The sequence below is a fragment of the Paracoccus sp. R12_2 genome (genome assembly GCF_017744015.1).
GTDB lineage: Bacteria > Pseudomonadota > Alphaproteobacteria > Rhodobacterales > Rhodobacteraceae > Paracoccus.
Genome location: NZ_JAGHRA010000003.1, coordinates 311416 through 324833, shown reverse-complemented (window position 1 = coordinate 324833; position 13418 = coordinate 311416). Strand labels below are relative to the sequence as shown.

Annotated in this window: 12 protein-coding genes; 5 read left to right on the top strand and 7 right to left on the bottom strand. The window is 65.1% G+C overall.

The annotated features are described in order from the left end of the window. Nucleotides 1-44: 44 nt before the first annotated feature. The 7 genes from J7359_RS05900 to cobD all read right to left on the bottom strand — a co-directional run bounded on the left by J7359_RS05900 (nucleotide 45) and on the right by cobD (nucleotide 10233). Nucleotides 45-926, bottom strand: a complete 882-nt coding sequence (locus J7359_RS05900; protein ID WP_209055606.1) for a PhzF family phenazine biosynthesis protein — start codon at nucleotides 924-926, stop codon at nucleotides 45-47. A 24-nt stretch (nucleotides 927-950) separates the two neighbouring features. Then, nucleotides 951-1856, bottom strand: a complete 906-nt coding sequence (gene ppk2, locus J7359_RS05895) for a polyphosphate kinase 2 (RefSeq protein WP_209055605.1) — start codon at nucleotides 1854-1856, stop codon at nucleotides 951-953. Between the two features lie 70 nt (nucleotides 1857-1926). Next, nucleotides 1927-2406 (bottom strand): hypothetical protein, encoded by a 480-nt coding sequence (locus J7359_RS05890; protein ID WP_209055604.1) that lies wholly within the window; start codon nucleotides 2404-2406, stop codon nucleotides 1927-1929. 81 nt (nucleotides 2407-2487) lie between these two features. Next, nucleotides 2488-3369 carry a transglutaminase family protein gene (locus J7359_RS05885; protein ID WP_209055603.1) on the bottom strand — a complete coding sequence of 294 codons (882 nt, stop codon included), beginning with the start codon at nucleotides 3367-3369 and terminating at the stop codon, nucleotides 2488-2490. Beyond that, on the bottom strand, nucleotides 3369-5768 hold the full coding sequence (locus tag J7359_RS05880; protein WP_209055602.1) for a circularly permuted type 2 ATP-grasp protein: 2400 nt from the start codon (nucleotides 5766-5768) through the stop codon (nucleotides 3369-3371). Before J7359_RS05880 ends, J7359_RS05885 begins: the two co-directional genes overlap by 1 nt. A gap of 6 nt (nucleotides 5769-5774) precedes the next feature. Beyond that, nucleotides 5775-9113, bottom strand: coding sequence for a transglutaminase family protein (locus J7359_RS05875; protein WP_209055601.1), 3339 nt, complete (start codon nucleotides 9111-9113; stop codon nucleotides 5775-5777). 154 nt (nucleotides 9114-9267) lie between these two features. Then, complete coding sequence (gene cobD / locus J7359_RS05870) at nucleotides 9268-10233, bottom strand: threonine-phosphate decarboxylase CobD (RefSeq protein WP_209055600.1); 966 nt, start codon at nucleotides 10231-10233, stop codon at nucleotides 9268-9270. A gap of 207 nt (nucleotides 10234-10440) precedes the next feature. Here cobD and J7359_RS05865 point away from each other — a divergent pair, with 207 nt between their 5' ends. The 5 genes from J7359_RS05865 (at nucleotide 10441) to J7359_RS05845 (ending at nucleotide 13362) form a co-directional block, all read left to right on the top strand. After that, nucleotides 10441-10944, top strand: coding sequence for a YbjN domain-containing protein (locus J7359_RS05865; protein WP_209055599.1), 504 nt, complete (start codon nucleotides 10441-10443; stop codon nucleotides 10942-10944). A gap of 43 nt (nucleotides 10945-10987) precedes the next feature. Then, nucleotides 10988-11803, top strand: coding sequence for a pyrroline-5-carboxylate reductase (gene proC / locus J7359_RS05860; RefSeq protein WP_209055598.1), 816 nt, complete (start codon nucleotides 10988-10990; stop codon nucleotides 11801-11803). Then, nucleotides 11800-12132 carry a tRNA-binding protein gene (locus J7359_RS05855; protein WP_209055597.1) on the top strand — a complete coding sequence of 111 codons (333 nt, stop codon included), beginning with the start codon at nucleotides 11800-11802 and terminating at the stop codon, nucleotides 12130-12132. The genes proC and J7359_RS05855 overlap by 4 nt, the downstream gene beginning before the upstream one ends. Continuing rightward, nucleotides 12132-13082 carry a D-glycerate dehydrogenase gene (locus J7359_RS05850; protein ID WP_209055596.1) on the top strand — a complete coding sequence of 317 codons (951 nt, stop codon included), beginning with the start codon at nucleotides 12132-12134 and terminating at the stop codon, nucleotides 13080-13082. Before J7359_RS05855 ends, J7359_RS05850 begins: the two co-directional genes overlap by 1 nt. A gap of 79 nt (nucleotides 13083-13161) precedes the next feature. Next, nucleotides 13162-13362, top strand: coding sequence for a CsbD family protein (locus tag J7359_RS05845; RefSeq protein ID WP_209055595.1), 201 nt, complete (start codon nucleotides 13162-13164; stop codon nucleotides 13360-13362). The last annotated feature ends 56 nt before the right edge of the window (nucleotides 13363-13418 follow it).

Genomic DNA, 13418 nt, shown 5'->3' with positions numbered 1-13418 from the left:
AGCGGCCAGAACATAACCTTTGCTTGCCGTAAGGTCGTCCGAGATCAGGATTTTGTCACCTCGGCATCGGGGATGCGAATTTGCCCCTGCGCAACCGGCACGGCACAGCCCGCAACGCGTATCTGCCGCAGTTCGCCCGCTTCGACCACCGCCGTCATGTCGATCCGCGACGCGCGCCCCATCTCGATTCCCTGTTCCAGAGGGATCCGGTTTTCCCCCTCGGCCAGCGCATGGCTGGCCAGCAGTTGCGCAGCAAGAATGGCCGACGCCGATCCTGTCGCGGGATCTTCGGGTATGCCCGCCGTGGGTGAGAACATCCGCGCCCGGTAGCCGGATTTCACCGGGGTATAAAGATAGGCACTGTCCACCCCCGCTGCCTGCATCGCCTGCGACCAGAAAGGCTGGATCGGGCGCGCGGCGGCCAGCGCGTCAAGATCGCGGACCGGAACATAGAGAAACGCCGGACCACCCTGCCAGATCGCCGGTTGGTGACCCGGCAGACCGATCGCGTCGGCGGGCAGGTCCGTCGCGCGTGCGATCAGGTCCGGATCTGCCTGCCCGGGTTGCGCCACAGGCAGCTTCGGCGCGGTGAATTCCGCCCGTCCGTTCCGGATTTCGACCGGGACAAGCCCGGCCTCTTCCTCAAGCACGATCCTGACATCGGCGCCCGCCGACAGATGCAGCGCGCAGCCGATGGTCGGATGACCCGCGAACGGGATTTCGGCGGTCGGAAAGAAGATCCGGACCCGTGCGGTATTGGCCGCATCGCGCGGTGCCATCACGAAGATCGTCTCGGACAGGTTGAACTGCCGCGCGATGATCTGCATCTGCGCGGTGGTCAGACTGTCGGCACCCATCACGATTGCCAGCGGATTGCCGCTGAAAGCCCGGTCGGTGAAGACGTCCCAGATGTGAAATTCAAGCATGCGCGATCCGTTGGTAAGGCAGCCTCAGTATTTCTGCGGCACATACAGGTCGCGCGGCAAGACCTCTCGTTCGTAGTCAGGATTGAAAACCCGCTCGGGCAGCGTGATCTGCTCATGAGGCACTTCAGTATACGGGATCATGCTCAGCAGATGGCTGATGCAATTCAGCCGCGCGCGTTTCTTGTCGTTGCCGGGGACGATGTACCAAGGTGCCTCGGGGATGTTCGTGCGCTCGAACATGTCTTCCTTGGCCTTCGTATAGGCCTCCCACCGGACCCGGGATTGCAGGTCCATCGGCGAAAGTTTCCACTGTTTCAGCGGATCGTGGATGCGCATCAGGAATCGCATCTGCTGTTCCTCGTCGGTGACCGAGAACCAGTATTTGACCAGTCGGATCCCCGACCGGACCAGCATCCGCTCGAACTCGGGAACGTCCTGGAAGAACTGTTCAACCTGGTCTTCATCGGCGAAGCCCATGACGCGTTCGACCCCGGCGCGGTTATACCAGCTGCGGTCGAACAGGACCATCTCTCCGCCGGCGGGCAGGTGGGGAACATAGCGCTGGAAATACCACTGGGTCTTTTCGCGGTCCGAGGGCGCGGGCAGGGCCACGACGCGGGCGACGCGGGGGTTGAGGCGCTGCGTGATGCGCTTGATCGCGCCGCCCTTGCCCGCCGAGTCACGACCCTCGAACAGAACGACGATCTTTTCCTTGTGATAGCTTGCCCAGTCCTGCAGCTTGATAAGCTCGGACTGCAGGCGCAGCAATTCCTGGAAATACAGCTTCCGATCCATCTGGTCGGGGTGGTGGCTGCGATAGATCCGCCGGATCTCGGCGGACAGGACCGCGTCCTCCAACTCGATTTCGTAATCCTCGTCCAGCGTGTCCTGCAACTCGGCGTCAAGCCAGTCCTTGGAAAATTCGGTCATGGTTCTCTCCGGTTCTTCGGGTCCGGTCTAGGCCGGAAATGTAACGGAATTAAGGCCGTCCCGCCAAAGCCTATGACCCGAAGCGGCGGGCGCAGGTGGGCGTGACCGCCAGTACGAAACCCTGTCCGCCGCCGGCATCGACGGTCCCGCACCATTGGCCGTCGGTGGTGAACAGGCTGCGCGTACCCTTGGCAGGTCGATAGGCAACCCGTCTGCCGTTCACGTCGAACAAGTTCAAGACGCCGCCCGCATTCGTCGCGTAATAGCCCAGCACACTGCCATCGGATGTGATGATCAGCCGCTTTTCATTTGCCGGGTTGGTCGGGCGGTTCTGCCAGGTCGAGGTGGAATTGGCGGTGTTTCCAGCCGAATTCCACGGCGCGTTGGGTGAATTCGAGGCCCTGGCCGGGTTGTTGGCCGGATGGCCGGGTCCAAGGTCAAACGGCAACCGGCTGCGATCCAACACGATCAGCGGCGCGTCCGCTGCGGCGCAGGCTGCCCAGAAGGCACAGATCAGCGTGCCAATCGCTGTGCGGGAAAGGGCGTGCATCTGGGCTCCGGTCGCTGCTGATCGGTTCCATCACTGACACGCATCACGGGGTGCGGCAAGGGCCGGGACAATCCCGGCTGATCAGCCCGGTTCTTCGACCAGATCGACACTGTGCGCGCCCGTTTGCGCGCCGTGCAGACGCATCGCGCCGGTGACCGGCGCGGCGTCGGAATAGTCGCGCCCATAGCCGATCGTCACATGGTCGGTGCCGACGAAGCAGGCATTCGTGGGATCGTATTCGGTCCAGCCGGCTTCGATCCCGGTCCATGCCCTGACCCATGCATGCATCGCGTCCGCGCCCTCCAGCCTTGGCCGTCCGGGTGGGGGGAGGGTGCGCAGGAACCCCGAGGCATAGGCCGCAGGTATGCCGACACTGCGCAGCCCGGCGATCATGATCTGCGAAAAGTCCTGGCAGACGCCGTGACGGCCCGCAAAGGCGTCCGCGATCGGCGTGTCCACCTCGGTCGCCTTGGGGTCAAAGCGCAGATGCGCGTTCAGGGCACGGCCCAGGCTTTCCACCGCCGCGTGCGTCGTGGGCGCGCCGGCGCAGGCACGGGCGGCGAACTCGGCGATCTGCGGCACGTCGGGAATGCGCGGCGAGGCCTTCAGAAAATGGTGCGGCGAATCCGGTCCAAGATCGGTGATCTCGGTCAATTCGGATGCCAGTCGCGACAATGGCGCGGACAGGTCGAATGCGCCTTCTGCGGCAAATCGGTGGACCCGCGCCGTCATGTCGATGCGCAGTTTCGACACGCCTGACGGCAGCACAAGCTGTATCACCTGGGTGCCGAAGAAATCGCGAAAACCGTCACGCTCCAGCGGGGGTGGGGTGATCGTGACATCGCAATCCGAGGCGTGCTGAATGTCTGGCAGTTCGCGCGGGCAGACGCGCAGCAACTGCCGTCCGGCGCCGATCGGACGCCCGAAATCATAGCGAATGGACAGGCGCAGGCGATAGCGCATCAGGGAAAATACGCCCTTGTCAGCAGTTCGGATAATGCACCGATCCGGCTGCGGTGTGACCACAATTCTGCGCTGGTCAGCGTGGTCGGGTCCGCGGTCGCAAGATCTGCGTGCAGCAGCAGCACCTCGCGGGCAAGTGGCGACAGCGCGCCATGATCATTGGCGGCGGGCAGCATGTCGATCTGGTCCCGCAGCCCGTCGACCTGATGGCGCAGCGCACGCGGGTTCAGCGGGTCCAGCGCCAGCAGGTCGATGACCGTATCGCGTGACGCGGTGACCGAGAACCGCCTGCGATGGGTCAGCACGCTGTCGCCGATCTCGATGGCCAGATCCAGTGCGCCTTCGGGCGCCTCGGGATCAGCCAGAACGGCCAGCGCGGCCGAAATCCCCATCGCGCGTTCGTGCAACCGGCCGATGGTCAGGAAGCGCCAGCCGACAAATCGATACATGTTCTCGTGGACCAGCCCCGAGATGCCGGCAAGCTTGCGCAGCAGCGCGCTGAGCGCGCGGGCAGCGTCATCGCCGGGCGTCACCCGGCTGGACATCCGGCGCGCGCTGCGGTCGATATCGTCCAGCGCCGACCACGCATCGGGTGAAAACCGGTCACGGACCCGGCCCGCACTGCCAATGGCGGCGGACAGGTTCTCCAGTAAAGCCTTGGGTACGCCGGTTTTCGGATCTACCCCCACCTGGTCGAACAGGGGCTTCATCGCGGCCAGCAATGGCGCGCTGGCTGGACCAGCTTCGGCCAGCCGCGTGTGATAGGCACGCAACAGCCGGACGATACCCTCGCTGCGTTCGACATACCGGCCCAGCCAGAACAGGTTGTCGGCGGCACGCGCAGGCAGCCCGCTGGCCGATCGGCGACGCAAGGGCGTCGGGGTGCCGGTGACCATGCTGACAGGCGCGACGGGACGGGGGCTGACCACCCAGACATCGGCGGCGCTGCCGCCATGCTGCATGGCGATGGCCGCCGGGTCGGGTGTGGCGCCGATCCTGGCAAAGCCGCCCGGCATCACCGTCCAGCCGCTGCCGTTGCGGGACAGAAAGACGCGAATGGTCATCGGGCGCGGCGCCAGTCGGCCTTGCAGCAGTGTCGGGGTGGTGGACAATGTCACCGCCTCTTGCGCGACAAGGCCCGTGCCATCGGATTGCAGGCGACGCGCCAGATCGGCAGTTTCCAGATCGCCTGCCCGGGTCGCATCGCCGCGCTGATCGGCGGGCATGCCGGTCGCCAGGGCATCGCCCAGGATCATCCGGTCGGGCGCGGACAGCACCGCACTGCGGGCGGCGGCGTCGCCGCACCACCATGTCGCGACATTGGGCATCGCCAGTTTCTCGCCCAAAAGATGCGGCGCCAGCTTGGGCAGGAACGCCATCAGCGCGCGTGTTTCCAGAATGCCCGATCCCAGCGAGTTGACCATCGTCAACCCGCCCGCCCGCAGCGCGGCGACCATGCCGGGCGTGCCGATGCGGGATGCCGGATCCAGTTCCAGGGGGTCTGCATATTCGGCGTCCAGCCGCCGCCACAGCACCTCGATCGGGCGCAGGCCGGCGACGGTGCGGACCATCAACTGGCCGTCGCGAACGTCCAGATCCTCGCCCTGCACCAAGGTGAAGCCCAGATACCGCGCGATATAGGCGTGTTCGTAATAGGTCTCGTTCAGCGGTCCGGGTGTCAGGATCGCCACCCGGCTGTCGCGGTCCTGGCGACGGTTCAGCAGTGCGTCGCGGAAATCCCGGAAAAACCCGGCAAGGCGCTGAACATTTTCCTGCGCATAAAGATCCGAGAATGCACGGGCCGTCGCGACACGGTTTTCCAACGCGTAGCCCGCGCCAGAGGGGGCCTGCACGCGGTCTGCAAGAACCCACCATTTGCCGTCCGGGCCGCGGCCCAGTTCGAACGCCAGAAAATGCAGATAATGCCCGGATCTTGGGCGAATGCCGACCATCGGGCGCAGCCATGCGGGGTTGCCCGCGACCAGCCCGGCGGGAAGGCGACCCGACGAGACAAGGTGGTTCGGGCCGTAAAGATCGGCCATCACCGATTCCAGAAGGTCGGCGCGCTGGATCAGGGCGCTGGCGATCTGCGACCAATCGTCCTCGTCCAGCAACACCGGAATATGGCTGAACGGCCAGGCGCGGTCCGCGGTCGCGGCCTGGGCCGAGCCGTATTGACGATAGAATACGCCGCTGTCGCGCAGATAACGGTCCGCGCGCGCCATCTGGATCGCCAGATCGGCCGGTGCCAGCCCGCCCAGATGCGCGGCCATTCGTGACCAGATCGGGCGGATCTGACCGTCCGCGCCCAGCATCTCATCTGCCACGCCAGGCAGGGGGCGATAGGCGCCAAGCCCCGCTCCGCCGGCCGTGATCTGTCCTGCGCGTTCCCCCGTCATGGGGTTTTAGAGCCCGACGGGACGCCTCAGGTCAAGCGTCAGCGGGAATTCGCGCGAAGGACGTTCGGTCGGGATCGCGCGATCATGGCCCGGGCGGTGACCGTAGGGCTGGAAGCGCGCCAGCCGCCGCGCTTCGGCTTCGTTGCCATTCACCGGGAAAGTCTCGTAATTGCGCCCGCCGGGATGGGCGACGTGGTAGACGCAGCCGCCAAGCGCGCGACCCGACCATGTGTCGAAAATGTCAAAGGTCAGCGGCGCATCGACCGGCAGCACCGGATGCAGCGCCGAGGCCGGTTGCCACGCCTTGAAGCGCACGCCTGCCACCGTCTGACCCGCGCCAGCATCGGTCAGGGGCAGGGCGCGGCCATTGCACAGCACCTGATAGCGACCCGGATCGGCGGCCGACAGCTTGACCTGCAGCCGTTCGGTCGAACTGTCGGTATAGCGTACCGTGCCGCCAAGCGCGCCGGTTTCGCCCAGAACGTGCCACGGTTCCAGCGCCTGACGCAGTTCCAGATGCACGCCCTCGATCTCGGTTTCGCCGCAGAACGGAAAGCGGAATTCGGCCTGTGCCTTGAACCAGTCCTGCTGCATCGCAAAGCCGTGGGCCGTCAGATCGTCCAGTACGTCGCAGAAATCCTGCCAGACGAAATGCGGCAGCATGAAACGATCGTGCAGCGCCGTTCCCCAACGGGTCAGCCTGCCGGTCGCGGGTGCGGCCCAGAACCGCGCGACCAGCGCGCGCAACAGTAGTTGCTGGGCAAGACTCATCCGCGCATCGGGTGGCATCTCGAAGCCGCGGAACTCGACCAGTCCCAGCCGCCCGGTAGGACCGTCGGGCGAATAAAGCTTGTCGATGCAGATCTCGGCCCGGTGGGTGTTGCCGGTCACATCGGTCAGGATGTTGCGCAGCAACCTATCAGTCAGCCATGGCATCGGCGCCGCGCCGCGATCCGGCGCCGGGATCTGGGCCAGCGCGATTTCCAGTTCATACAGCGAATCGTGACGCGCCTCGTCGATCCGCGGAGCTTGGCTGGTCGGGCCGATGAACAGCCCCGAGAACAGGTAGGACAGCGACGGGTGACGGTTCCAATGCAGGATCAGGCTTGCCAGAAGGTCGGGACGCCGCAGAAACGGACTGTCATTGGTGGTCGCGCCGCCGATCACGACATGATTGCCGCCGCCAGTACCGGTATGCTTGCCGTCGATCATGAATTTTTCCGCCCCAAGGCGTGACTGGCGGGCCTCCTCATAGACACCTTGCGTGATCTGGACGCAGTCTTCCCAGCTTTCCGCGGGGTGGATGTTCACTTCGATCACGCCGGGGTCGGGGGCCACGCGGATCACGTGCAGGCGCGGATCCTGTGGCGGGGCATAGCCCTCGACATGGACCTTGAGATCAAGGCGCAGGGCGGCGGCTTCGACTGCGCGCAGCAGGTCCAGATATTCCTCAAGCGTCGCCACGGGCGGCATGAACACGCAAAGGCGCCCGTTCTTGGGCTCGACCGACAGGGCGGTGCGGACAAGGCCCTGCAATTCGGCCCCGCCGGGTGCAAGCGGCTGGCCCTGTTCGACCATGTCCTGCACCGGACCGGATTGCACGAAGCTGGCCATCGGTTGCGACCTGCGCACCGGATCGATTGGCGCGGGGCCGGACAAAGCCGGGCGGTCGACGGTCGGGTCGGTGGGGTTGATGTAGGGATAGTCCGATTCTGGCAAATGCGGCAGCGCCGTCAATGGCAGGCGATACCCGACCGGGCTGTCGCCGGGCACCAGAAAGACATGCCCGCGCCGCAGTCGCCATTTTTCCGAATACCAGCGCAATTGGGCCTGCGACTGCCAGCTTTGGACCGGCAGCACAAAGCCCGAAGGCGTGGTCAGGCCGCGGTCGAAAACCGTCGCAATGCGATGCCGTGCCTCGGGGTCGTCCAGCCTGGAATTCTCGGGCGTCACATTCGGGGGCAGGTTCGCCTCGCGCACCAGCCACTCGGCAGGGTCTTCATAGGCGGGCATCACGTGTTCGTCACTGACGCCCAGTTCATGCGCCATCTCGCGCAGCAGTTCCTGAGCCTGCAGGGGGGTCACCTGCCCATCGTCGGTCTCGCGGGCGATCAGGTCGGGGTTCTGCCAGACAGGCTGCCCGTCCCGCCGCCAATAGAGCGAGAAGGTCCAGCGGGGCAGCGTCTCGCCCGGATACCACTTGCCCTGACCGTAGTGCAGGAAACCGTTGGGCGCGAAGCGGGTGCGCAACCGGCGGATCAGCCGGTCGGCCAGCACCCGCTTGGCAGGACCAACCGCGGCGGTATTCCATTCCGCGCTTTCGAAATCGTCGATCGACACGAAGGTCGGCTCGCCCCCCATGGTCAGGCGCACATCGCCCGCCTGCAGGGCGCTGTCGACCTGTTGTCCCAGCCTGTTCAGATCGGCCCAGGCCTGATCGCTGAACGGTTTGGTGATGCGCGGATGTTCGGCCACCCGTCGCACCTGCATGTCGAAGGCGAAATCGACCTCGGCGAAGCTGGCGGCACCGCTGATCGGAGCGCAGGACCGGTAATGCGGCGCGGCGGCCAGCGGGATATGGCTTTCGCCGGTCAGCAGCCCCGAGGTCGGGTCCAGCCCGATCCAGCCGGCGCCGGGCAGATAGACCTCGACCCATGCATGCAGGTCGGTGAAGTCGACCTCGGTTCCCGACGGGCCGTCCAGCGCCTTCAGATCAGGTTTCAGCTGGATCAGATAGCCCGACACGAAGCGCGCGGCAAAGCCCAGGTGGCGCAACGCATTGACCAGCAGCCAGCTTGAATCGCGGCACGATCCGCTGGCCAGAGACAGCGTTTCTTCGGGGGTCTGCACGCCAGGTTCCATGCGGATCGTGTAACCGGTCATGTTCGCGATCCGCGCGTTCAGGTTCACGATGAAATCGACGGTGCGGGTTTTGTCGCGTGGTAAGCTGGCAAGGAATCGCGACAGCAGCGGGCCGGGCGCTTCGGCCTGCCGATAGGGCACCAGTTCCTCTGCCAGTTCCGGTGCATAGGTGAAGGGCCAGGTCTCGGCGCTGTCCTCGACGAAGAAATCGAACGGGTTATAGACGGTCATGTCGGCGACCAGATCGACCTCGATCTTCAGCTCTCGCACCGGATCGGGAAACACGAAGCGCGCCAGCCAGTTGCCGAACGGATCCTGCTGATGGTTCACGAAATGGCCGGATGGCGACACTTTCAGAGAATGCGAAATAACGCGGGTGCGGGAATGTGGCGCGGGGCGCAACCGGATGATCTGTGGACCAAGGCTGACCGGCCGATCATATCTGTAATGCGTCAGATGGTAGATGCTGGCCTTGATCGACATGATGTCCGCCCTGGCTGTTGTTTGTTCGCAGCTTGGGCAGCGGCGCGCGGGAAGGAAAGCCGTCCTGTGGGAAAGCCGCACGCATTCCGGATATATGCCTGATTATTGGGCACATCCTTGAGTCGGGTGGCGCCCCGGCGCGAGGCGAGACCGGTCAGGGCAGGCGCAGCGCGTCGGCCAGCCGGTCCCATTCCTGGCGCGCGCCGGGAATGCCAAGTCGCAGCCAGGTGTCGGAATAGGGAAAGCGGCGCGTCCAGATATGGGCGCGTGCCAGCTGGTCCTGTGCTGCCCTGGCGTCTGGCGTCTCGTAAAGACGGAACAGGTGGGTGCCGCCCGCCGGCCGCCAGCCTGCGCGCAGCGCCATGCGGTCCAGCCGCAGCCCGGCCTCGGCGTGATAGACCACGGCATCGTCGGCCCAGGCGCGGTCGGACATCGCCGCCGCCGCGATCTCAAGCGCCGGACCGTTCACCGACCATGGCCCGGCGGCGTCGGCGATTCGCGACAGCAGGTCCGGGGCGGCGATCACGAATCCCAGCCGCAGCCCGGCCAGCCCCCAGAATTTGCCGAAGCTGCGCAAGACCAGCGTGTTGGCGGGTACGGCGGTGGCGATCGACAGGTCGGGGCGGGGATCGGCAAAGCTTTCGTCGACGATCAGATGGCCGACGTGGCTGGCCAGATCGACCAGCGTCGCGGGATGCCATTCGCGGCCGTCGGGATTGTTCGGGTTGACCACCACGGCCAGTTCGGCGCCCGCCATGTCGCTGATGCCGGGGGCATCCTCGACCTGCCATTCTGCCGCGCGCAGGCTGGCGGTGTGTTCGTTGTAGCTGGGCGACAGGACGGCGGCGCGCCCGCGCGGCAGCAGGCGCGGGATCATCTGGATCGCCGCCGAGGCGCCCGCCACAGGCAGGACGCGGCACGGATCGCAGCCGAACCAGTCGGCCGCCACCCGGGTCAGCCTTTTGGTCGCTGCGCCGGTCGGCAATGCCTGAAAGGCAAGATCCGGCAGTGCCCCGACCGGCCACGGCCTGCGGTTGATGCCGGTCGACAGGTCGATCCACGCGCCTTCGCCGTATCGGGCTGCGGCCGTGTCGATATCGCCGCCATGGTCGCGGTGCATCTTGTGTCCCCTGATCCGTGCCTATGCCGCATCTGGTAGGACAGCCGCGGGTTTCACGCAACGCGTTAACGAAATTTCACTTTACAGCCATCGGATTCACGCCCACGATATGTGGTAGGAACATTTGGGCACCCACGCCCTGTGTTGTGAGGCCACCAAGGGTTAGCGGCGTCAGAATCGCTCTCGCAGATAGGCAGGAAGCAGGCTATGGCACAGACGGATCACTTCATCCCCAGCGACGAGATCCACCCCATCGACATCGTCGAGGCGGTGGCTGCCCATCACGAATGGGATTTCGACCGTCTGGCCGACGATCAGATCGCCATGGTGGTCGAAGGCCAGTGGCGCAGCTATTCGCTGACGCTGGCCTGGTCACCGCGCGAAGAGGTGTTGCGGCTGATCTGCAGCTTCGACATGGATCCGCCCGCCGATCGGCTGCCGTTGATCTACGAGACGCTGAATCTTGCCAACGATCAGGTCTGGGACGGCGGCTTTACCTTCTGGGCGCAGCAGCGGCTGATGGTCTGGCGCTATGGTCTGGTGCTGGCCGGAGAAGCCGTCGCCTCGGCCGAGCAGATCGACCAGATGATCGGCAACGCGCTGATCGGCTGCGAGCGGTTCTACCCCTCGTTCCAGCTGGTCGGCTGGGGCGACACCGATCCGGCCGCCGCGCTGGACATCGCGCTGGGTGAGGCCTACGGACGGGCGTGATGGGGGCCACCCGCGTCCCCGCATGACCGACAGGGGGAAGCGGATGAGTGATTTCGACGATATCAATGCGCGCGGTCTGGTGCTGGTCGGCTGCGGCAGGATGGGCGGCGCGATGCTAAAGGGTTGGCTGGCGCGCGGGCTGGAACCCGGCGCGGTCACCGTCATCGATCCGAAACTGGCACCGGAATGGCAGGACAAGGGATTGCGGGTCAACGCGGATCTGCCCGAAAGCCCCGCCGTGCTGGTGCTGGCCGTCAAGCCGCAGATGATGAAGGATGCCCTGGGCGAAGTGCCGCGACTAGACGATACACTTGTCGTCTCTGTCGCGGCGGGCACCACGATCGCGACTTACGAATCCGCATTTCCTGATACGCCGGTGATCCGGGTGATGCCGAACACGCCGGCCGCCATCGGCAAGGGCATCTCGGCGATGATCGGCAACGCGCGCGCGACCGACGCCCATCTGGATCTGGCCGAAACGCTGATGCGTGCGGTCGGCCGCGTAGTCAGGCTGGAAAGCGAAGATCAGATGAACGCCGTTACCGGCCTGTCCGGCAGCGGACCGGCCTATGTGTTCCACATGATCGAGGCGATGGCGAAAGCCGGTGAGGTACAGGGATTGTCGCCTGATCTGGCGCTGGAACTGGCGCGGATGACTGTCGCCGGGGCAGGCGCGCTGGCCATCGACGCCGACGAGGATCCGGGCATCCTGCGCGAGAATGTCACCTCGCCCGGCGGCACCACCGCCGCGGGGCTGAATGTGCTGATGGATCCTGACACGGGTCTGCCGTCGCTGATGGCGCGCACCGTTGCCGCTGCGACCGATCGGGGGCGCGAACTTGGGAAAGATCCAAAGTGACGATCAGTTTTGATGATTTCCTGAAGGTGGATGTCAGGGTCGCCACGATCACCCGGGCCGAGCCGTTTCCCGAGGCGCGAAAACCCGCGATCAAGCTGTGGCTGGATCTGGGCGAACTGGGTGAACGCAAATCCTCGGCCCAGATCACCCGGCACTACGATACGGATGTTCTGGTGGGCAAGCAGGTGCTGTGCGTGGTCAATTTTCCGCCGCGTCAGATCGGCAGGTTCATGTCCGAGGTTCTGGTGCTGGGCGTGCCGGACGAGCAAGGTGAGGTGGTCCTGATCCGGCCGGATCTGGACGTGCCGAATGGGGGGAGGCTTTACTGATGAAACTGCTGGTGACACGCAAGATGACCGAACGGGCGACCAAATCGATCGCCGCGCGTTTCGATGCCGAGTTCCGCGACGACGCGCCGCTGAGCGTCGAGGACGCAGCACAGGCTTTGCGCGACTTTGATGCAGTCATGCCGACGCTGGGCGACGATTTTTCCGCCCGCGCCTTCGAGGGGGACGATCTGCGCTGCAAGATTCTGGCGAATTTCGGGGCGGGCTTTAACCATATCGACGTGGCAGCGGCCAGGGCCGCCGGGATGGCCGTGACCAACACGCCCGACGTGGTGACGGATGCGACTGCCGATCTTGCGCTGACACTGATCCTGATGACGATGCGACGGGCCAGCGAGGGCGAGCGCATCCTGCGCGCTGGAGACTGGACGGGCTGGAAGCCGACGCAGTTCCTCGGCGGCCATGTTACCGGGGCGACGGTCGGGATCATCGGCATGGGCCGGATCGGCAAGGCCATCGCGCGACGCTGCCATCTTGGCTTCGGGATGCGGGTTGTGTTTCACAATCGTTCGACCGTGTCATCGCTGGATATTCCCGCGCGTCAGATGCCGGGGCTTCACGAAACGCTGCAATCCTGCGACATCGCGGTCGTCGCGGTTCCCGGCGGCGCCGGCACGCGCCACATGATCGGGTCGGACGAGTTGCAGGCGCTGGGACCGGACGGCTATCTGATCAACATCGCCCGCGGCGATGTCGTCGATGAGGCGGCGCTGATCGCCGCGCTGCAATCTGGCGCGATCGCCGGCGCGGGTCTGGATGTCTATGAGAAGGAACCGCATGTCCCGCAGGCGCTGATCGATGCCCCCAACACGACGCTGCTGCCCCATCTGGGGACCGCGGCTGACGAGGTTCGCACCGACATGGCGATGCGCGCGCTGGCAAACCTGATCGCCTTCGACGAGGACCAGCCACTTGGCGATCTTGTGAACTAACATTTGCTGCCCGGTGGAACCTCGGCCGCGCGCGGTTCGTTTTCCTCACATATGAAACATGTATCCGATGGAGGACGACATGAACTGGGATATTATCCAGGGTAAGTGGAAGCAGATGACCGGCACGATCCAAGAAAAGTGGGGCGAGCTGACCAACGACGATCTGGACCAGATCAACGGCAACAAGGACCAGCTAGCCGGCAAGCTGCAAGAGAAATACGGCTATTCCAAAGACGAAGCCGATCGCGAAATCGACAGCTATTTCAGCGACAAGTCGTAAGACACTGCATTATTTCCGATCAAGGGCGCCCCGGTGGCGCCCTTTTTCATGCGCGC